Raw genomic sequence first — 19753 nt, 5'->3', positions numbered from 1 at the left:
GAGTACGAGAGGCTGGGCGGTTCGTCGCGCCGCCGGCCTGTCGTACTCACTTTATTTCATGGCACGGTGCTGACCCGTGCCGCGGGCTAGAGCGCGATCCGATCAAGTTGAAACAACTTGATCGGTGAATCGCCCTCTAACTCGAAGAAGGAGAACGCGTTATCCGATCGGATTGCGATGCAATCAGATCGGCGCGTGCTCTGAGCCCGCACCCTCCCTGCAGCCCCCGGGGACCTGAAGATGTCCGAGGCGATCGATTATTCCATCTTCGTCGGCACGTCCGAGGACGGCCTGGCGCAGATGAGCCTCGCCATCGACGGCATCGACTGCGCCGCCTGCATCGGCGAGATCGAGAACGGGGTGAAGGCGCTGCCCGGCGTGGTGCGCGCCCGCCTCAACTACTCGACCCACCGCCTCACCGTCGCCTGGTCGGACGGCGCCGCGCCGGACCGGGTGGTGGGGCAGCTGGAAGCGCTCGGCTACCGCGCCCATCCCTTCGCCGGCCGGGCGGAGGAGAGCGAGGCGCGGCACGCCCGCTGGCTGCTGCGCTGCCTCGGCGTCGCCGGCTTCGCGGCCATGAACATCATGCTGCTGTCGGTCTCGGTGTGGTCGGGCAACGTCACCGACATCACCCCCGAGACGCGCGACTTCTTCCACTGGATCTCCGCGCTCATCGCGCTGCCCGCGGCGGCCTATGCCGGCCAGCCCTTCTTCCAGAGCGCGGTGCGAGCCATCCGCTCCGGCCGGCTGAACATGGACGTGCCCATCACCATCGGCGTCACGCTGGCGCTGGGCATGAGCGTGCTCGAAACGGCCATGAGCCAGCCGCACGCTTATTTCGACAGCGCCATCATGCTGCTGTTCTTCCTTCTCGCCGGCCGCTACCTCGACCACGAGGCGCGCCGGCGCACCCGCGCCACGGCCGGCAACATCGCGGCGCTCCGGGGCGAGATGGCCCATCGCATCGGAGCGGACGGCGTGCCCATCCGAGTGCCGGTGCAGGCGCTCCAGCCCGGCGACACCATCCTCGTCCATCCCGGCGAGCGGGTCGCGGCGGACGGCGTGGTCGCTTCCGGCCGTTCGGCGGTGGACGAAAGCCTCGTCACCGGAGAGACGCTGCCGCGCGCGCTGAAGGCCGGAGACCATGTCTATGCCGGCAGCCTGAACGGGGAGGGCGCGCTGCACCTCACCGTCACCGCCGGCGGCGAGAACACCCTGGTTGACGACGTACAGCGCCTGCTCGACGGCGCGCTGGCCGAAAAGGGCGCCTATGTGCGCCTCGCCGACCGCGTCGCCCGGCTCTATGCGCCCATGGTGCACCTCACCGCCCTCGTCTCGGCCATCGGCTGGCTGCTGGCCGGCGCCGGGCTGCACGATGCGGTGATGATTGCGGTCGCCGTGCTCATCATCACCTGCCCCTGCGCGCTGGCGCTGGCTGTCCCGGCGGTGCAGGTGACGGCGACGGGCCGGCTGTTCCGCGCGGGCCTCCTCATCAATGCCGGCGACATGCTGGAGCGCCTCGCTGCGGTGGATACGGTCGTCTTCGACAAGACCGGCACCCTGACCCTGCCGGAGCCGGCCCTCGCTCTGCCGCGCGGCGCCGATCCGGAACTGGTGGCGCTCGCCGGCCGGCTGGCTTTGTCGAGCCGTCATCCGCTCGCCGGCGTCATCGCCGCCCGGGCCAGGGGGCCGGCGCTGGAGCACGTCACCGAGGTGAGCGGGCAGGGCATCGAGGCGATCATCGACGGCCGCCGCGCCCGCCTCGGCAGCCTCTCCTTCTGCGAGGCCACGGCTCCCGCCGACCTGCCCGCCGACGCCTCCCTCATCGCCTTCCGCCACGGCGAGAAGGTGCTCGTCATGGGCGTCGCGCAGGCGCTGCGGCCGGATGCGCGTGAGGTGGTCGCCGAGCTGAAGGCCCGCGGCCTCGATGTGCGCATCCTCTCCGGCGACCGGCCGGCGGCGGTGGTACCGGTGGCCGAGGCCCTCGGCATCGTCGCGGCCGAGGCCGGCCTGAAGCCCGCCGACAAGATCGCCGCGCTGGACGCCCTCAAGGGTGCGGGCCGCCGCGTGCTCATGGTCGGCGATGGCCTCAACGACGCGCCTGCCCTTGCGGCAGCAGCCGTCTCCCTCTCGCCGGCAAGCGGCGCGGCGGTCACGCAGGCCCATGCCGATGCGGTGTTCCTCGGCCGCCGCCTGTGGCCGGTGCTCGCGGCGGTGGACGGCGCCCGCACGGCGGCGCGGCTGATGCGCCAGAACCTCGCCATTGCGGTGGGCTACAACATCATCGCGGTGCCGCTGGCCATCGCCGGTTTCGTGACGCCGCTGGTCGCGGCGCTCGCCATGTCCGGCTCTTCCATCCTTGTGACCGTGAACGCCTTGCGCGCGGCCCGTCCGGGGCGCAAGGAAGAGGCGGTGGGGGACGACGGCGCGGCGGGCGAAACCGTCGCGCTCACGGAGGTGGCGGCGTGAACGTCCTCGTCTATCTCGTGCCCCTCGCCCTGCTGCTCGGCCTTGGCGGCCTGTTCGCCTTCCTGTGGAGCCTGAAGAGCGGGCAGTATGACGACCTCGACGGCGCGGCCGTCCGCATGCTCTCCGATGACGATTTGCCGGATAGCAAGCAAACCGAAAGGCGCCGGCCGTGAGGCGCGCCGCGCCCGCTCCCGAGCCCCGGGCGGGGATGCTGGTCTGCGTCTGCGACCCGCAGCTCGACGCCCCGGCCAATGACAACGGCCCGCGCGCCGTCTCCACCTTCGGCCTCGCCTTGGGCTTCGCCTTCGCCGTGCTGGCGCAGACGGTGGCCTCCGCCGCCTTGCCACTGGCCGGCGCGCAACTGGCGCCCCGGCCGGAACTGGTCACGTGGCCGTTCGCGGCCCTGCTGCTGGGCGCGGCGCTCGCCTCCTTCCCGGCGTCCTTCCTGCGCGATGCCTTCGGCCGGCGCACGGGCTTTGCGCTCGGCGCCTCCCTCGGCATCGCCGGCGGCGCGCTGCTGGTGGCGGCGCTGATCCAGCGCCAGTTCGCCTGGGCCTGCCTCGGCGCCCTCTGGCTCGGCATGGCGCAGGGTTTCTCCTTCTTCTACCGGCACGAGGCCGCGGCCGCGAGCGGGCGCCCAGCCGCCGCCACCGCCGGCGTGCTGGCCGGCGGCCTCCTCGCTGCCGTGGCCGGGCCGACGCTGGCGGGCTTCGCGGAAAGCCTCGCGGCGCCCTTCTTCCTCGTCGGCGCCGCTGCGCTGGCGGCTCTGGCGCACACCTGCTCGCTCGGCGTCGCGGTGATGCTGGCGGACGATCCCAATTCCACCTTCCGCCCCAAGGTGACCGCGCCGCTCTCGGCCATCGTCTGGCCGACCGTTGTGGCCGGTATCGCCTGGTTCGGCATGAACGCCGTCATGTCCGGAGCGCCATTGGCGCTGGTAGGCTGCGGCATCGGCGGGGCGGCGGTGTTCGGCTTCATCGCCTTGCACGTGGCGGCCATGTATGCGCCAGCCGTGCCGCTGGCCCTCGCTGGGGACCGCCTGCCGCCGCTGGCCATAGCGCTGACGGGCGTCGTGCTCGTTGCCATCGGCGTGCCGCTCCAGCGGCTCGGGACGCCGGAGAGCATCACAGCGGCGCTGATCTGCGTCGGCGCGGGCTGGTCGGTCGCGACGGTGGGGGCGACCGCGTGGATCTACCAGTCCGGCCAGCCGAGCCGCCTCGCGCTGGCGCTGCATGACGGGGGCCTGTTCGCCCTCGCCATCTGCGGCGCGCTCACCGGCTATCTGCTGGCCTGAATCAACCCGGAGCGGTAGGCAGGGGAGAACAACCCCGGAGCCCCGCCGTGACCCACCCCTTCGCCCTCGACGGACAGACCGCCCTCGTCACCGGCTCGGCCTCGGGCCTCGGCTTCGAGATGGCGATGGCGCTGGCGCAGGCCGGCGCCCATGTGCTGGTGAACGGGCGTCATGCCGACCGGCTCGGCGCGGCCGTCACCGCCATCATCCGCAAGGGCGGCAAGGCCGAGCCCTTCCTGCTCGACGTGTTCGACGCGGCAGCGGTGGATGCGGCCATGGCCAAGGCGCCGCCCATCCACATCCTGGTCAACAATGCCGGCGCCCGCGACCGCCGCGCCTTCCTGGACATGGAGGATGCCGATTTCCGCCGGCTGGTGGAGGTGGACCTCCTCGCGCCCGCCCATCTCACCCGGCAGGTGGCGCGGGGCATGGTGGCGCGCAAGTCGGGCGGGCGCATCATCAACATCACCTCCATCGCCGGTCCGCTTTCCCGCGCCGGGGATGCCGCCTACACAACGGCGAAGGGTGGGCTGGAGGCGCTGACCCGCGCGCTCGCCGCCGATCTCGGCCCGCACGGAATCACGGTGAACGCCATCGCGCCCGGCTACATGCTGACCGCTGCCAACGAGGCGCAGTCGCGCGACCAGACGCTGCGGGAATGGCTCTCCCGCCGCACCTCGCTCGGCCGCTGGGGGCATCCGGAAGAGGTGGCGGGGGCGGCGGTGTTCCTCGCCTCCCCGGCGGCGTCCTACATCACCGGCCAGATCCTGGCGGTGGACGGCGGCTATATGGCCCACTTCTGACGGGAGCGGCGTGATCAGCGCAGCCAGAAGCGCGGCATGAACAGCACCAGAACGGTGAGGATTTCGAGCCGCCCCAGCATCATGGCCGCCGTGAGCAGCCACAGGGCGGGATCGGACAGGCTGCCGAAATTGGAGGCCGGCCCCACCACCGGCCCGAGACCCGGCCCCACATTGGCGAGGCAGGCGATGGCCGCCGAGAAGGCGGTGCGCAGATCGAGCCCCATCAGGTTCAGCGCCACGCCGATGAGGAAGAAGGTGAGCAGATAGAGGAAGACGAAGGACAGCACCGAGCCGACCACGTCGTCCGCCACCGGCGCCCCGCCATAGCGGATGGGGAAGATGCCGGCGCGGAAGGAGATGCGCTTCAGGTGCTGGCGGATGGCCTTGGCGGTGATCGAGATGCGCAGCGCCTTGAGCCCGCCCGAGGTGGAGCCGGTGCAGCCGCCCAGGAACATCAGCACGAATAAGAGGGAATCCGAGAACGGCCCCCAGTTCGTGTAGTCCACTGACATGAATCCGGTGGTGGAGATGAGCGAGCTGACCGTGAACAGCGCGCCCCGCAGCGCGGTCTCGCCGCTGGCGATGCCCTGGAGACTCTGCTGGGCGAAGGACAGAAGCGTGAACAGAGCGACGATGGCGAGGAAGACCCGCACCTCGGGATTGGTGAACAGGCGGCTCGCATCCCCCGACAGCGCCCGCACGTAGAGCGGGAAGGGCATGGCCGCGGCCAGCATGAAGACGATGGCGACATAGTCCACGGCCGGGTTCGCGAATACCGAGATTGAGGAATCCGAATTGGCGAAGCCGCCGCTCGACAGGGTGGACATGGCGAGCGTCACCGCATCGAACGGCTTCAGGCCGGCCGCCAGATAGCATCCGGCGCAGATGATGGTGAGCAGCACATAGGCCTGGAGCAGGCGCTTGGCGATGCTGCCGGCGCGCGGCAGGAACTTCTCGGACTTGTCCGAGGATTCGGTGCGGAACAGCTGCATCCCGCCGATGGACAGCACCGGCAGCACGGCGATGGCGATGGCGATGATGCCGATGCCGCCGAACCAGTGCAGCAGCGCCCGCCACAGGAGGATGCCCGGCGACATGGCATCGAGTCCCGACATGACGCTGGCGCCGGTGGTGGTGAGGCCGGACATGCTCTCGAACACCGCCTTGGTGAAGGAGAGGCGAGACGGCCCCCACATCAGCGGCAGGGCCGCGAACACCGAGAGCACCACCCAGACCGAGGTGGTGAGAACGAAGGCCTGGCGGAGGTCGAGCTTGCGGGTGAGCTGGCCGCGCCCGGTCATCCACAAGAGTACGCCGACAAAGATGGTGACGGCGGCGGAGCCGACGAAGGCGGCGCCCGCGAAAGTCTCCCGGCTGTTGGCGCGGGCGGCGAAATCGGCAACGGCCGGTGCCAGCATGGCGGCGCCGAGGATGGCGAGCAGGATGCCGAGCGTGGCCGCGACCGGGCGCAGGCTGAGGACGGATACGGCCTCGGCCTCCACCGTGGGAATGCCCGCGTGCATGATCTCCCCTCTCGCCCGGTTCGCTGCAACGTCAATAAAGGACAGGGGCTATGAAATGGCTAAAGCGGAAAGGCTGAAGCTGAAATTGTCCCGCCCGGCCTTCGCCGGGCGGATGGATGAGGTCAGTTGAGCACGCGGCGCACGTCCGGCACGTCCAGCGAGAAGGCCGGGATCTCGATGGAGAAGGCCTCCCCCGTGTCGGTGACCATCTCGTAGCGTCCGCGGATGATGCCGGTGGTCGTGGTGAGCGGCACGCCGCTTGTGTACTCGAACCGGCCGCCGGGCGGCAGGGTCGGCTCCTCGCCGACGACGCCGGCGCCGTGCACCTCCTCGGTGCGGCCGTTGGCATCGGTGATGATCCAGTGGCGCGCCTTGAGCTGCACCGTCTCCTGGCCCAAATTGGCCACTTCGATCGTATAGGCCCAAAAATGACGGCCCTGGTCGGGCTCCGACCGCTCCGCCACATAACGCGGCGTCGCGGTCACCTGAATATTCCGAGTGATGGCGCGGTACATACCCGCTCGACCTCCCCACACCGCGGGAGAAAATGCCCCCGCGGGCGCATAGTGAACCTGCGTTGTCGCCGGCACGCAACAGGGCGTGGTGCAGCGCGGCAAGGTGCGCGCCGCAACCTTAGCAATCACAAGGCTTCGGCGGCACCGGCCAGGTCGGCGATGAGATCGTCGGCATGCTCGAGACCCACCGAAAGGCGTAGCAGACCGTCGGAAATGCCCATCTCCGCCCGCGTCTCCGGCGTGAATCGCTGGTGGGTGGTGGTGGCGGGGTGGGTGATGAGGCTCTTGGCATCGCCGAGATTGTTGGAGATGCGGATGAGCCGCAGGGCGTTGGCGAAGCGGAAGGCGCCCTCCTTGCCATCCTTCACCACGAAGGTCACGAGGGTGCCGCCGCCCTTCATCTGCCGCTTCGCCAGCTCCGCCTGGGGATGATCGGCACGGCCGGGATAGATCACCTTCTCCACGCCGGGAAGGCTGGCGAGGGCATCGGCGACCTTGCCGGCGCTTGCCTGCATGCGCTCCACGCGCAGGGCCAGCGTCTCCAGCCCCTTCAGCATGATCCAGGCATTGAAGGGGGAGATGGAGGGGCCAGTCTGGCGCAGGTAGGTCTGGAGGTGGTCGGTGACGAACTGCTTCGAGGAGAGGATCACCCCGCCGAGGCAGCGGCCCTGACCATCCACATGCTTGGTCGTGGAATAGACCACCACGTCGGCACCCAACTCGAACGGATGCTGGAGGAGGGGGGTGGCGAACACATTGTCCACCACCAGCTTCGCCCCCGCCGCGTGGGCGATCTCCGCCACCGCGGCGATGTCGATGAGGTCCAGCGTCGGGTTGGTGGGGCTCTCCAGGAAGAAGATCTTGGTGTTGGGCTTCACGCCCGCCTTCCAGGCGTCGAGGTCGCCGCCGTCGATCAGCGTGGTCTCGACGCCGAAGCGGGGGAGGAAGTCCTCCAGGATCCAGCGGCACGAGCCGAACAGGGCGCGGGCGGCGAGCACATGGTCGCCGGCCGAGAGCTGGCACAGCAGCGCGGCATTCACAGCCGCCATGCCGGATGCGGTGGCACGCGCCGCTTCCGCGCCTTCCAGCAGCGCCATGCGCTCCTCGAACATGGCGGTGGTGGGGTTGGAATAGCGCGAATAGACGAAGCCGGGATCTTCGCCCTTGAAGCGGGCCTCGCAGCTTTCGGCATCGTCATAGACGAAGCCCTGCGTCAGGAAGAGCGCCTCGGAGGTTTCGCCGAAGGGCGAGCGCGTCGTCCCGCCATGGACTAGCCGTGTTTCCGGGTGGAGTGTAAGGGGATCGCGGGGGACGAACCGGGGGGTGGGCTTTGGCGCCACGGACATGACGGTCTCCGAGGGGGAGGCCGAGGGGATCGGACCGGGCGTTCGCCAGATGCGCAGATGGACCTGCAGCACGGACGATGTGCCTTGTCGTCTCCCCGGCCTTTTAGCATGGTTGTTTAACGTGGCTGCAAGCCGGCCGGCTCAAATTCTCCACCGCCGCACTAAAGAGCGGGGCCCCCTTGGCGTCAAGGGCTCCGTCCGGTAAATCGAACAAAAAGGACGGGAAAGCGGATATGACGATGCGTGCCACGGAGCATCTGAAGCCCGGCATCCTGCCCGCCGAGGCGATCGGTCTGTTGAAGGCATCCGGCGCCATCGCCTGCCGCAAGGCGCTGGACGACGACCAGATCCAGCCGGCGAGCCTGGACCTGCGCCTCGGCCGCACCGCGTGGCGCGTGCGCGCGAGCTTTCTTCCGGGCGCCGGCGTCTCGGTGAAGGAACGGCTCAGCGACCTCGCTTTGCACGATTTCGACCTCACCAGAGGCGCGGTGCTGGAGACGGGCTGCGTCTATCTCGTGGAACTGTTCGAGCGGCTGAAGCTGCCGGCGGACCTTGCCGCCGCTGCCAATCCGAAAAGCTCCACCGGGCGGCTCGATGTGTTCGTGCGCGTCATCACCGACGGCGCCCGTGCCTTCGACACCATCCCGGCTGGCTATAACGGCCCGCTCTATCTGGAAATCTCCCCGCGCACCTTCCCCATCCTGGTGCGCACCGGCTCGCGCCTGTCGCAGGTGCGGTTCCGGCGCGGCGTGTCGCGCCTGTCGGACCTTGAGCTTCTGAACCTCCAGTCCGCCGAATGCCTCGTGGATGCAGCGAGCCCGGACGTGGCGGCGGGCGGCATCGCGCTGGGCGTGGATCTCGCCGGCGACGCCTTGGGCGGTCTCATGGGCTTCCGCGCCAAGAAGCATACGGGCGTGATCGACGTGGATCAGGCCGGCGTGCTGGACGTGGCGGACTTCTGGGAGCCCATCCACGTGCGCGCCGACCGGCCGGCCAGTCTCGTGCTCGATCCGGACGCCTTCTACATCCTCGCCTCCCGCGAGGCGGTGCATGTGCCGCCGGACTATGCGGCGGAGATGGTGCCGTTCGATCCGCTGGTGGGCGAGTTCCGGGTGCATTACGCCGGCTTCTTCGATCCCGGCTTCGGCAATCCGGCGGCCGGCGGGCGCGGCGCCCGGGCGGTGCTGGAGGTGCGCTCGCGCGAGGTGCCGTTCATCCTGGAGCACGGGCAGACCGTGGGCCGCCTCGTTTACGAGCGCATGGCCGCACGTCCTCACACGCTTTACGGCGCGGATATGCGCTCCCATTACCAAGGGCAGGGGCTGAAGCTGTCGAAGCACTTCAAGCCGATGGCGCTGTAGCGCCCCGATCCGAGCGGATTGAAATCAAACCGCTCGGGCCATCGTTCAAGAAAGCCGCACCGGGCGCCAGACACGGCTCGCTTGGTCAGCGCGAAATGGTCGCCTTCCACTTTCCAGCAGCTTTCGACCAGGCGCAATTGTAATCGCCAGCGACCGTGTTGCCCTTTACGGTTCCGGTATATTCGCAGCCGGCCTTGCCGACACCAGGCCCGGACGTGTCATCCCGCGTGATCGAAACGACATTTCCACTGACCACCATCTGAAGAGTGGCGCGGACAACGCGATTGTCTTTGGTCCAGACGGCCTGAAATGTGTTCGACCGGCCGACGCGCGTCCACACGCCCTGCCATCCGGCTTCCTGCTCGTTCCAGATTGTGCCGAGATCGATGGGCGTCTGGGCGTTGGCCAGATGCGTTCCCGCGGTCGTAAGCGCCATCACGGCGACCAAATTGAAAAAGCCAGCCCTCTTCATCGTCCCCCCGCATGGGTGATGGTCGTCACGATCCAATTCTGCTCGGCCGTCACCTCGATTTCTTTTCTACAGCCACGTCCACTGCGATCAAGGCTGGATCTAAGGCGCGGGCGTCGCCGGGGCGGCGCCGGCGGCGATCATGTCTTCCTTGCGCCAGGGCTTGTCACGCAGTGCGGCATTCAGTTCACGCAGCGGCCGCAGCAGCGCGTCCGAATAGGCGAGATAGTCCGCCACTAGCGGGAGGGTTTCCCTGAGCTTCGCATCGTCGGCGAGGCCGAGCACGGTGGAAACGGCGGCCGCGACGGCCGGATTGGCCGCATCGGCGCTGCCGGAGCCGGCCTCCCCCAGCACCACCTCGAAGGCGGTGAGCGTGCGCGAGCGGGCGGCCTCCACCACCGTCACCAGCTCCTCGGACGGATTGGCGGCGGCAAGGCGGTGGGCCACGTCTTCCATGAGGGCGAGATAGGTGATGAGTACGTCGAGGGTGGAGACGATGTTCGCCACGTCTCCGGCGGAATGGCCGAACACCTGCTCGGCACCGAGATGGGGCAGGCGCAGGCCGAGGCCGCGCACGTCCTGCACCAGGGCGGCGACGCTGGTGGCCTCTCCGGGATGCGGCCACCAGGAGGCGAAGGCCGAGCGGCAGCGCCTGAGCAGCGCCCGCACCTCCGGCCGCACCTGATCGGTGAGGTAGACCGGCAGCACGATGAAGGACACCGCCAGCGCCACCGCCGCGCCGATGGCCGTCTCGTAGACGCGGGCGATCATGCCCTCCGGCCCGAGCCCGGAGATGATGTGCAGACCCAGCACAACCGACAGGCCGACCGCGGCGGAGGCGATGTCATAGCGGTCCTTCTGCGTGATGACAGCGATCATCTGCGCCAGCATGCAGAACGCCGCCATGAGCCAGATCTGCCCCTCCAGCGCGAGGAACACGGCGAAACCTAGTGCCACGCCGATGAGGGTGCCCACCGTGCGGTAGCGCACCCGCATGTAGGTTTCGCCCACGCTGTTGCCGATAACGAACATGACCGTCATCGTCGCCCAATAGGCGTGATCGAGGTGGACCAGGAGATCGAAGGCGGTGGTGATGGCCGTCGCCACCGCGCCCTGGCAGGCGACGCGATAGGGCGCGGAGAGGATCTGCCGGCCGTCCGGCCCTTTCACGAAGAGCGGGGTCGCCCGTTGCCGCGGGGGCAGGGTATCGTCTTCCGCATCCGGATGGGGCGGCGGGAAGGGCGCCATCTCGGCCGCCGCGATGCCGGTGACGACCATGGACAGGCGGTCGAAGGCGGTCAGCGCCCGCAGCAGCGCGAAGCGCGCCTCGCCAGGCAGTTCGGGCGAGAAGGCGACATGGCGCAATTGCGCCACTGCCCGCTCGAATCGCTCCTCGGCGTGGATATCGGAGACATCCACCGCCTCCAGCCGGCGCGCGATGTGGTCGGCGGCGGCGGCGAAGGGGTGGCGCCAGGGTACGGAATCCGGCGTGTTCTTTGGCACGCAGCCGGCGAGAAGCTGCACCGCCACGCGCAGGCGATAGAAGCGCACACGCAACTGCTCGAAATCGGGCTGGGCGCCGGGGTCCTCCGCAATGGCGTTGGCGAGCGCGTTCCACACCCGCCCGCGCAGGTTTTCCAGCACCTCGGAGGCATCCGGAGGGAAGGGATGATTGTCGCGCACCGCCGCCGACAGCTCGCGGAGATAGGCGGCGACCGCGCCCTGCATGTCGAGGGTGGTATCGACGAAGGCGTTCACCGCTGACGGCCGCCACGGCGACAGGCGCACCGCCGCCGCCACCAGCGCCCCCTGGCAGAAGGCGAGCAGCAGCAGGGCTGCCTCCATGCGTGTCGGGCGGATGATGGTGCCCACCGTCGCCACCACGATCAGAGCGAGGCCGAGGCGCTGGCCGTCCATGCCGGTGCGCCTGAGCGCCAGCGCGATGAAGGACAGGGGAACCAGCAGCAGCTTCTGCACCATGTCGTTGGCCGGCCCGTTGCCCGGGCCGATGGCGGTGAGGAGCGCAAGGAACGACACGGAAAGGGCGAACAGGCGCAGCATGTTGCGCCCTTCGGCGGCGACGCTGGCGCCGGGGGTGAAGGAGATCATCACCAGCGCGGCGCAGCCGGCCATCATCGGGAAGGTGGTATCCATGCCCAGCCGGAATCCCACCGACGTGGCATAGCCGGAGACGATGACGATGACGAAGGAGATGCCCAGCGCCAGCGCCCGCGTGGTGTCGATGCCGCCGGGATCATGGTCGGCCAGCCAGCGCTTCACGCTGCGGGCGAACGGCTCGCGCGTGTGGACGAGGCTTGCTGACTGCGGGGCGGGGGACTCCATCGTGCGGGCTCGGCTGTTCCTGTCGGGCGGGACGGTGGATGAACGCGGATTTTGGCCTTAGCGCGGTCACACGCGCGGGTCTGTGCCCCAACCTCTACTGCTTCGCTCCACGGGGCAATGGCCTCCCCAAGTCACTGGTTCGCCGGCTTGCGCTTCAACTTTGGGCCAATCTGCTCTAAGCGGATGCGGCAGTGCACAAGCGCCGACACGCGGCGCGGCAGATGAAGGCGCCGGCGACGGCGGGTGAACGGGAACACGTTCATGGCGGGCGAGACGACGGCGCGGGTCCAGGAGCTCTATGCGGCAAGGCTCGCCGCGGGCGACATTTCGGAGGATCCGGCCCAGGCGGAAGTTGTGGGAGAGTTTGCCCGGCTGGAGCTGGAATTGCGGCAGCGGGCGCTGGCGCAAAAATCCTCCGCGCTCGGCTGGCTGTTCCAGCGTCGCGCCCCGGTGCAGCCCAAGGGCATGTACGTCTACGGCAAGGTCGGCCGCGGCAAGACCATGCTCATGGACCTGTTCTTCGACGCGCTGCCGGCCAAGGGCAAGCGCCGGGCGCACTTTCACGAATTCATGGGCGACGTGCACGAGCGCATCTTCCGCGAGCGGCAGGCGCAGAAAAAGGGCGAACGCAAGAGCGCCGATCCCATCGCGCCGGTGGCGCAGGCCCTGGCCGACGAGGCCAAGGTGCTGTGCTTCGACGAATTCCACGTGACCGACATCGCCGACGCCATGATCCTCGGCCGGCTGTTCGAGAAGCTGTTTGCCGACGGCGTGGTGGTGGTCGCCACCTCCAACGTTGCGCCGCAGGATCTCTATGCTGGCGGCCTCAACCGGGCGTTGTTCCTGCCCTTCATCGGCGAGATCGAGCAACGCATGCGGGTCATGTCCCTCGATTCGCGCACCGACTACCGCATGGAGAAGCTGGAGGGCGTGAGCACTTGGCACACGCCGCTCGGGCCCGCCGCCGATGCGGCGGTGGAGGCCGCGTGGCGGCGGCTCGCCGGAGCCAGCAGAGGCAGGCCGGGCGAGATGTTGCTGAAGGGCCGCAAGCTCGTCATTCCCGCCATGGGGCAGGGCGCGGCGCGCTTCTCGTTCGCCGATCTCTGCGAGGCGGCGCTCGGGCCGAACCCGGATTATCTCAGCCTCGCCCGCCTCTTCCACACCATCGTGCTGGAGCACATCCCCATTCTGGGGCCGGACCAGCGCAACGAGGCGAAGCGCTTCATCTCGCTGATCGACACGCTCTACGACGCCAACGTCAAACTCATCGCCTCGGCCGCCGCCGAGCCGGAGCAGCTCTATCTCGGCACCGACGGCGCGGAGGCGTTCGAGTTCGCCCGCACCATCTCGCGCCTGCACGAGATGCGATCGAGCGAATATCTGGCCAAGCCCCACGGCCGCTCGGATTCGGCCGCCACGGGCAACACGACGGGCCTCGTCGAAACGTGACGCCTGTCGCCGGGACGCCTACCTTTCGGTGAAGAAGGTCATCACCACCTTGTCCTTCTCTCCGACGAGGCAGAGGAAGCGGTGGGCCTTGTCCGAGCGATCGCGCTTGATATAGGCCTCGCCCATCAGCACGGCGGTGATCTTCTCCTGCCCCACGGCCAGGTCGGCCTTGGCGATGGTGAGGCCGTCCATGTCGATGAAGATGTCGTCGACGGAGGGCGAGTTCGCCTTGAGCCGTGCCATCGCATGGGCCTTGCAGGCGGCGGCGCGCTCGGCATCCCCGGGCGCCTGGGCTTCGGCGTCCTTGAGTGCCTCCTCGGTGACGGTCTGTTCCGCCCGCGCCTTCAGCGCATCTTCCGGCTTGGGGGCGGCAAGCGGGGGCGCGACCTTCGGCGAGACCACCGGCGCGGTGGCCGGCGCGGCGGGTGCGGCCGGGCTGGGCGCGGGGCGCGGCGGGACGGGGTCCGCCGGTGCGGCCTGCTGGGCCAGCGCGGCACCGCTCAGGAGCGCGCTCGCGAGGAACATGCCCGCAAGGGCGGGCCGGACGAAGCGGATCGGGTCGGCAGACGGCATCATGTCCTCCGGATGGTTTGGGAGGACAACGCGGGCGCGGCCATATGGTGCCGCCGCGCCTGTGCTTTCGGTTAACCTTATCTCACGTGCCGGCCTGTCAGCGCATAGCAGAAGGCGTCGAGCATCTCGGCCTCGGCTTCCTTCAGGGAGCCGTCGGCGCTGATGACGCGCATGCCGGCCTTGAGCAGGGTCGCGATGGCCTCGGTGCCGCTCTCGAACAGGGTGTCGAGCGAGCTTTCCACGGACTCCGGCGTCGGCCGCAGGCGGGCAACCCAGGCGGCGAGGCGCTCGCGCTCGGCGCCGGTGAGGTCGATATCCTCGGCGGCGCAGGCACGCTCGCAGAAGAACACCATCTCCTCCACCTCGGCGGCGCCGATCTCGCGGTCGGCCCGCGCCAGCGCGGCCAGGAGCGTGATGCCGGCCTTGCGGATGACCATGCGGATACGGTCCCAGCGCTGGTCCTCTGGCTCCTCGGGGGCGACCACCTCGGCGTCCTTCGGCCAGATGAAGCCGAAGGTCTCGTAGAAGAAGCGTGACAGCGGCTCGCGCTTCGCGCCGTCGAGGTCGGTGACGGCGGTAATGCGGTCCACCCGGAAGGCCCGGGCCGCCTGCCGCTCGTGGCACTTGGCGATGAGGATAGGCACGCCTTCCACATTGCGCTGCACGGCCCAGACTGAGATGCGGCGGTGGCTGATATTGCCGGCGTGGTCCACGTAATCGATGGCGAAGGACTGCCCGTCGGCCGGGTCATGGTCCTCTGCCGCTGCGGCAGCGAGGGTATCGTGGGGATCGTCCTCGGGCACCGAGAGGCGGTGGGCGTCGGCATAGAAGGGGGCGCCGATCATCTCGACCCGGTCAAGGATGAAGGACTTCAGCGAGGTGATGGCGTTCATGGAGGCGCTCGCGTTTGAGCACGCGCGGGACTGATGCGACGCAGTCAGGCCGGATACGCATTCTCTTTCTTATAGTTAGAGGGCTGTTCACCGATCAAGCTGTTTTCCCGACTGCCGGGGGTAGCGGCGGGCGCTGCCTCCGCTCCGCTTGCCTTGGCCGGAACAAGACAGGCGCTGTGGTGCTTGCTGCGGGCAGGAGGCGAGCCCCGCCATGCAGATCGGTCCCCTGTTCATCGATGCCAGCGCGATCGATGCCGTCCTGCGCCTGGTGACAGCCATGGCCGCCGGCATGGCGCTCGGGCTGAACCGCGATCTGAGCGACAAGCCGACCGGCATGCGCACGCTGGGCCTCGTGGCGCTTGGGGCGGCTCTGGTGGCCCTCGCGGGTCTGCAGGTGGACGGGATGGCGAGCGATCCGGACGCGACCAGCCGCGTGATCCAGGGTGTCATCCAGGGCGTGCTCACCGGCATCGGTTTTCTCGGGGCCGGTGTCGTGCTGCGCGATCGCAGCGCCGGGCGTATCCGGGGGCTGACGACTGCCGCCTTGGTCTGGGTGACCGCCGCCGTGGGCATCGCATGCGCGCTGGCATCCTGGGAGCTGATCGCGCTCGGGGTCGTGCTCGCCCTGTTCCTGCTGGTGGTGCTCCACCCCCTGGAGAAGAAGCTGGAGCGCCATGCTGCCAGGGACCAGCCGTAGGAAAGGCCCGGCGGCGCACGTGGGATCGGCGTGCGCCACCGGGCGCCGGCCGCAGCCTGCGGGACACGCAGAACTGGCTGCGCGCAGGTCTACTTGCAGCCGGAGGGAGACGGCGCCGGCTCGGCCCGTCTCTGGATCGAAGCGGAAACGCCCCGCGGGAGGTCAGAACCGCGTTGTCAGCGTTGTCAGCCAGGCCGGAGAGACCTGGACCAGAGCCGCTTCGATCCGCTTGTCGGCGCCGGTGGCGATGAGGAGGCCGACCACCACCAGCACCAGACCCATGAGGGCCTTCGCCCCCTTGCCGCCGGAAATCATGCGCGCTCGCCAGCGCATCAGCGTGGGGCGCGAGAGGGTTCCGGCAAGCGCCAGCGGCAGTCCGGCGCCGAGGCCGAACAGGGCCATCACCGCGGCCACCTCGCCCAGGTTGCGGCCCTGCGCGGCGAGCACCGAGGCGGCGCCGAGGGTGGGGCCGACGCACGGGCTCCACACCGCGCCGAGCAGCAGCCCGACGGCGAACTGGCCGCCCACGCCCTCCGTCGCGAAGCCGGAAAAATGCCGGCTGGCGAAGTCGCTCACCGGCCCGCCGGCGGTGGCGAGCCGCGTCTGCAGCGGCGGCACGGCGAGCACCGCGCCGATGCCGATCATCAGCACCGCGCCCACCATGCGGAACGCGTCGCCCTCCAGCCCGATGGCGTAGCCGACGGTGGCGACGAACAGACCGATGACAGTGAAGGAGAGCGTCACCCCCACCGCCAGCGCCAGCGGGGCGAGGCGGTGCTCGGCCGCTGCCGCGCCGAGCACCAGAGGCAGCAGCGGCACCACGCAGGGCGACAGGATGGAGAGCACGCCCGCGAGGAAGGCGAGGCCGAGGCTGCCGAGGGCCAAGCTACCGAGAACCATGGCCGCCTCAGACGCCCTTGGCCAGCAAAGCTTCGATGGACGGCTTCGCGGTGTCGCCCACGGAACGGCCTTCCTCGGTCTTGCCCTTGTAGACGATGAGGGTGCTCTGGGATCTGGCGCCGAACGCCTTCACCGCATCCTTCTGGCTGTCGAAGTCCACGCGGAACACCACCATGTCCTTGAACTTGGGGGTCGCCAGCAGCTCGCCGAGGATGGGTGCCTGGGCCGCGCACACCGAGCACCAGCTGGCGTGGATTTCCACCAGGATGGGCTTGCCCGCCTTCTGCGCGTCGGCGAAGGCTGCGGGGGTGTAGGCGACATGGTCGGTCGCGGCGAGAGCCGACGCGCCGGCGAAGGCCAGCCCGGCGAGCGGAAGGGCGACTGCGAGGGCGAGCGTGAAACGGCGGGTGAACATGATGGCGTCCTTCTTCCCTGGATCGGCTGCGCTTGGCCGACATGGGGCTATTCGGAGGGCGGCCTGCGGCGGTTACAGGTGAACGGCACGATCACGGCCAGTTGATCGGCGTTCACAGGTCCGGCCAATTCCGCTAGACCACGCAACACACAGGAGCCGGCGCGGGTCGGCCCGGGAGGAATTTGCTCCGTGAACGATCAGGTGAAGCTCGTCCTTGCCTCCGGCTCTCCCCGCCGCCTGGCGCTGCTGAACCAGGCCGGCATCGATCCGGACCTCCTCATGCCCGCCGATGTGGACGAGACGCCCGAGCGCGGCGAGCTGCCCCGCCGCCTCGCCCAGCGCCTGTCGCAGGAGAAGGCGAAGCTGGTGGCCGGCCGCGCCAAGGATGCCGGGATGAACGCGCTGGTGCTTGCCGCCGACACGGTGGTGGCGGTGGGAAGGCGCATCCTCCCCAAGCCCGATCTGGTGGACGAGGCGGAGGCGTGCCTGCGCCTGCTCTCCGGCCGCACCCACCGCGTCTATACCGGCATCTGCCTCATCGATCCGCGCGGGCGCACTGCCACCCGGCTGGTGGAGACGCGGGTGCGCTTCAAGCGCCTGTCGCGCGACGAGATCAACGATTACCTCGCCTGCGGCGAGTGGCGCGGCAAGGCGGGCGGCTACGCCATCCAGGGCATCGCCGGCGGCTTCGTGGTGAAGCTCGTTGGCTCCTACACCAATGTGGTCGGCCTGCCACTGTCCGAAACCCTCGGCCTGCTGACCGGCCAGGGCTACGACGTGCGCGCCGGCTGGGTGGAGCGCGCGGCGTGAGCGCGGATACTCCCGTAAAGGCCATTCCCGCCGCCCGTCCGTGCCCCATCTGCGGCAAACCTCCCGTGGAACGCTACAAGCCCTTCTGCTCCAAGCGCTGCGCAGACGTGGACCTCAACCGTTGGCTCTCCGGCAGCTATGCCATCCCCGGTCGTCCCGAAGAGGACGAGGACGGTGAGAGCGGGCCACCCGAGCGGGGGTGAAGCGACACCTCGCGTTCGCGCAAGAATAAGCCTTCTCAATTAATACAACTTTTAATAGAGTTGTGAGGGGGAGGGCTTCCTATGCGTGTGGCGATCTGTTCCTGGCTGCCGGTGGCCACGCTTGCCGCCGGTCTTCTGCTCCCGGTCGATGGGGCAAGGGCCCAGTCCGCATGCCCCGTGGCATCGGGGCAACTGGTCCCGGGTCAGCTCTATCTCCGCTCGCCCGACGGAAGACGGTGGATCGACGCCACCGGCCCCGAGGTGAAGTCCGTGATGGCCACCTCGGACCGCGTGCGCGCCATCTATGCCTTGGAACCCGACCGCGGCGGCGTCGTCGCGATCAAGCTGCGCAACGAGGCGCCGCGCACCGAGCGGGACACCGCGGACGTGCAGGAAGTCCATATCGAGCGCCCGGCCCTCAACGAAAGCTGCTTTGCGGGCAGGAGAGGCCCCATGGATCGCCGGGTGGCGGCGCGGGAATATGACGACTACCACGCGGCGGGCCTCAAGGAATCCCAGCTGCTGCACGCCTTCCATTTCCGGTACCGCTCCACGGAGCGGCCGGATTGCCACCGGACCGACGACGCCAACATCGGCGGCCGCAGGCATTATTCGTTCACCCAGCCGGGCGAGTCCGGGGAGCCCACCTTTCGTGTCGCCGAGATTTCCGGCGATGCCATTCCCCTGATCCTCGTCCCGGTTCGCGATGCCATCGCCGTGATCACGGGCTTGAAGCCCGCGCAGGCCCAGGCCGGCGGCGCGCCGGGCATGCGCTATGTCTATCTGCGCACCATGCTGCGCCGCTACCAGCCGGTGCCGCAGGGGGCGCCGAACTGCGTCGCCTTCAGCTTCGATGCCGCGGCCAATGTGACGACCACCTACGTGACGGTCGCGGACCTGGACACCGGCCAGCAGTCCACGGTGCCGCAAAGGACCTGGACCCTGCGCTGGGCGCGTCCGGAGCGTTAGGCATGGCCGGCAAGCTGGTCGCCACCCTCAAGCGCAACATCCAGATCTTCTTCGACTCCTTCTACTCCACCCGGGTTCCGCCGCTGGGGCAGGACGCTCCGGGCGCGCAGAAGGACGCGGTCGCGCTCTCGCAGCTCCTTCTGGTGACGGTTCTGGTGCTCGTCTCGCGCAGCTTCCTCGCCGGTGGAGGCATCTCCCTGTCGGTGCCGGCGATGCTGGCCGGCGTCGCCCTCGTCGCCGTGATCCTCGTGTCCCTGCTCGCCTACATCTTCTACCCGAAGCCCGATCCGAAATCGCAGAGCCTGCGCGGGTCGGTCTTCGTGATGTGCTATCTGATCCTGACGATCATGCTGTTCATCCTCATCGATGGCATCGGCCTGTTCGTGCTGCGCCAGGCGCCCTCGACGCTGCTGGCCGACCTGATGTTCGCGGTGGGCCTTGATCCCCTCCGGTTCGGCGACTTCCTCACCGCACTGGTGTTCAGCCTTCTGGCCTGGGTCCTCCTGACCATCCGCAGCGTGCTGCAGTTTCCGCCCACCTCGTGGCTGGACGCCTTCTGGACACCGCAGTTCCCGACCTTCGTGCTCATGAATGCGGGGCTGTTCTACGTGGTCATCCTCGCCTGAGGGCGGCGGTCTGCGCCACCTTGACGGCGGCCGCCGCGCCGCGCGAGGGTGCGGCAGGTCCGGCAGCGGCCGGTCCGGCAGCGGAGGCGAGCATC

General features: G+C 69.1%; 20 protein-coding genes and 1 riboswitch. Of the genes, 11 read left to right on the top strand and 9 right to left on the bottom strand.

Annotation, left to right across the window (positions count from 1 at the left end; genetic code table 11):
• The first annotated feature begins 240 nt into the window (after positions 1 to 240).
• The 4 genes from J2126_RS06275 to J2126_RS06260 are packed head-to-tail and all read left to right on the top strand — an operon-like array spanning position 241 to position 4566.
• Positions 241 to 2469, top strand: coding sequence for a heavy metal translocating P-type ATPase (locus J2126_RS06275; RefSeq protein ID WP_209484931.1), 2229 nt, complete (start codon positions 241 to 243; stop codon positions 2467 to 2469).
• Positions 2466 to 2642, top strand: a complete 177-nt coding sequence (ccoS, locus tag J2126_RS06270; RefSeq protein ID WP_209484928.1) for a cbb3-type cytochrome oxidase assembly protein CcoS — start codon at positions 2466 to 2468, stop codon at positions 2640 to 2642. Before J2126_RS06275 ends, ccoS begins: the two co-directional genes overlap by 4 nt.
• Positions 2639 to 3763, top strand: a complete 1125-nt coding sequence (locus tag J2126_RS06265) for a hypothetical protein (protein ID WP_348634245.1) — start codon at positions 2639 to 2641, stop codon at positions 3761 to 3763. Before ccoS ends, J2126_RS06265 begins: the two co-directional genes overlap by 4 nt.
• A gap of 47 nt (positions 3764 to 3810) precedes the next feature.
• On the top strand, positions 3811 to 4566 hold the full coding sequence (locus J2126_RS06260; RefSeq protein WP_209484927.1) for an SDR family oxidoreductase: 756 nt from the start codon (positions 3811 to 3813) through the stop codon (positions 4564 to 4566).
• Positions 4567 to 4580: 14 nt separating this feature from the next.
• Here J2126_RS06260 and J2126_RS06255 read toward each other — a convergent pair whose 3' ends face one another.
• From J2126_RS06255 to J2126_RS06245, 3 genes are all read right to left on the bottom strand, one after another.
• Positions 4581 to 6089 (bottom strand): TrkH family potassium uptake protein, encoded by a 1509-nt coding sequence (locus J2126_RS06255; protein ID WP_209484925.1) that lies wholly within the window; start codon positions 6087 to 6089, stop codon positions 4581 to 4583.
• Between the two features lie 122 nt (positions 6090 to 6211).
• Positions 6212 to 6604 carry a Co2+/Mg2+ efflux protein ApaG gene (gene apaG / locus J2126_RS06250; RefSeq protein WP_209484922.1) on the bottom strand — a complete coding sequence of 131 codons (393 nt, stop codon included), beginning with the start codon at positions 6602 to 6604 and terminating at the stop codon, positions 6212 to 6214.
• A gap of 125 nt (positions 6605 to 6729) precedes the next feature.
• Positions 6730 to 7950, bottom strand: a complete 1221-nt coding sequence (locus J2126_RS06245) for an O-succinylhomoserine sulfhydrylase (RefSeq protein WP_209484920.1) — start codon at positions 7948 to 7950, stop codon at positions 6730 to 6732.
• 83 nt (positions 7951 to 8033) lie between these two features.
• A riboswitch (SAM riboswitch) is annotated at positions 8034 to 8114 on the bottom strand.
• 69 nt (positions 8115 to 8183) lie between these two features.
• Between J2126_RS06245 and J2126_RS06240 the strand changes: the two genes are divergently transcribed.
• On the top strand, positions 8184 to 9311 hold the full coding sequence (locus J2126_RS06240; protein WP_209484919.1) for a 2'-deoxycytidine 5'-triphosphate deaminase: 1128 nt from the start codon (positions 8184 to 8186) through the stop codon (positions 9309 to 9311).
• Positions 9312 to 9396: 85 nt separating this feature from the next.
• On the opposite strand, the gene J2126_RS06235 is transcribed toward J2126_RS06240, so the two are convergent.
• Both J2126_RS06235 and J2126_RS06230 read right to left on the bottom strand, forming a co-directional pair.
• Positions 9397 to 9783 (bottom strand): hypothetical protein, encoded by a 387-nt coding sequence (locus J2126_RS06235; protein WP_209484917.1) that lies wholly within the window; start codon positions 9781 to 9783, stop codon positions 9397 to 9399.
• A 99-nt stretch (positions 9784 to 9882) separates the two neighbouring features.
• The gene (locus J2126_RS06230) at positions 9883 to 12123 is read right to left on the bottom strand and encodes an FUSC family protein (protein ID WP_209484915.1); all 2241 of its coding nucleotides are present in this window, start codon (positions 12121 to 12123) and stop codon (positions 9883 to 9885) included.
• 261 nt (positions 12124 to 12384) lie between these two features.
• Between J2126_RS06230 and zapE the strand changes: the two genes are divergently transcribed.
• Entirely contained in the window at positions 12385 to 13572 is a 1188-nt protein-coding gene (gene zapE / locus J2126_RS06225; RefSeq protein ID WP_209484913.1) for a cell division protein ZapE, read from the top strand.
• An 18-nt stretch (positions 13573 to 13590) separates the two neighbouring features.
• Here zapE and J2126_RS06220 read toward each other — a convergent pair whose 3' ends face one another.
• Positions 13591 to 14145 (bottom strand): hypothetical protein, encoded by a 555-nt coding sequence (locus J2126_RS06220; RefSeq protein WP_209484911.1) that lies wholly within the window; start codon positions 14143 to 14145, stop codon positions 13591 to 13593.
• A 77-nt stretch (positions 14146 to 14222) separates the two neighbouring features.
• Positions 14223 to 15038: a WYL domain-containing protein gene (locus tag J2126_RS06215; RefSeq protein ID WP_209484909.1), complete on the bottom strand. Its 816-nt coding sequence runs from the start codon at positions 15036 to 15038 to the stop codon at positions 14223 to 14225.
• A 211-nt stretch (positions 15039 to 15249) separates the two neighbouring features.
• On the opposite strand from J2126_RS06215, the gene J2126_RS06210 reads away from it, so the two are divergent.
• Positions 15250 to 15735: an MgtC/SapB family protein gene (locus J2126_RS06210; RefSeq protein ID WP_209484907.1), complete on the top strand. Its 486-nt coding sequence runs from the start codon at positions 15250 to 15252 to the stop codon at positions 15733 to 15735.
• 162 nt (positions 15736 to 15897) lie between these two features.
• Here J2126_RS06210 and J2126_RS06205 read toward each other — a convergent pair whose 3' ends face one another.
• Positions 15898 to 16635, bottom strand: a complete 738-nt coding sequence (locus J2126_RS06205; RefSeq protein WP_209484905.1) for a cytochrome c biogenesis CcdA family protein — start codon at positions 16633 to 16635, stop codon at positions 15898 to 15900.
• 7 nt (positions 16636 to 16642) lie between these two features.
• Positions 16643 to 17050 carry a thioredoxin family protein gene (locus J2126_RS06200; protein ID WP_209484903.1) on the bottom strand — a complete coding sequence of 136 codons (408 nt, stop codon included), beginning with the start codon at positions 17048 to 17050 and terminating at the stop codon, positions 16643 to 16645.
• A 189-nt stretch (positions 17051 to 17239) separates the two neighbouring features.
• Between J2126_RS06200 and J2126_RS06195 the strand changes: the two genes are divergently transcribed.
• The 4 genes from J2126_RS06195 to J2126_RS06180 all read left to right on the top strand — a co-directional run bounded on the left by J2126_RS06195 (position 17240) and on the right by J2126_RS06180 (position 19658).
• On the top strand, positions 17240 to 17860 hold the full coding sequence (locus J2126_RS06195) for a Maf-like protein (RefSeq protein ID WP_209484902.1): 621 nt from the start codon (positions 17240 to 17242) through the stop codon (positions 17858 to 17860).
• The gene (gene yacG, locus J2126_RS06190; RefSeq protein WP_209484900.1) at positions 17857 to 18063 is read left to right on the top strand and encodes a DNA gyrase inhibitor YacG; all 207 of its coding nucleotides are present in this window, start codon (positions 17857 to 17859) and stop codon (positions 18061 to 18063) included. The genes J2126_RS06195 and yacG overlap by 4 nt, the downstream gene beginning before the upstream one ends.
• Positions 18064 to 18144: 81 nt before the next feature.
• The gene (locus J2126_RS06185) at positions 18145 to 19032 is read left to right on the top strand and encodes a hypothetical protein (protein WP_209484898.1); all 888 of its coding nucleotides are present in this window, start codon (positions 18145 to 18147) and stop codon (positions 19030 to 19032) included.
• A 2-nt stretch (positions 19033 to 19034) separates the two neighbouring features.
• Positions 19035 to 19658, top strand: a complete 624-nt coding sequence (locus J2126_RS06180) for a hypothetical protein (RefSeq protein WP_209484896.1) — start codon at positions 19035 to 19037, stop codon at positions 19656 to 19658.
• Positions 19659 to 19753 lie beyond the last annotated feature (95 nt).

Source organism: Xanthobacter flavus, assembly GCF_017875275.1.
Classification (GTDB): Bacteria; Pseudomonadota; Alphaproteobacteria; order Rhizobiales; family Xanthobacteraceae; genus Xanthobacter; species Xanthobacter flavus_A.
The sequence above is the reverse complement of the archived record's forward strand: the minus strand, read 5'-3'. Positions and strand labels throughout refer to the sequence as shown.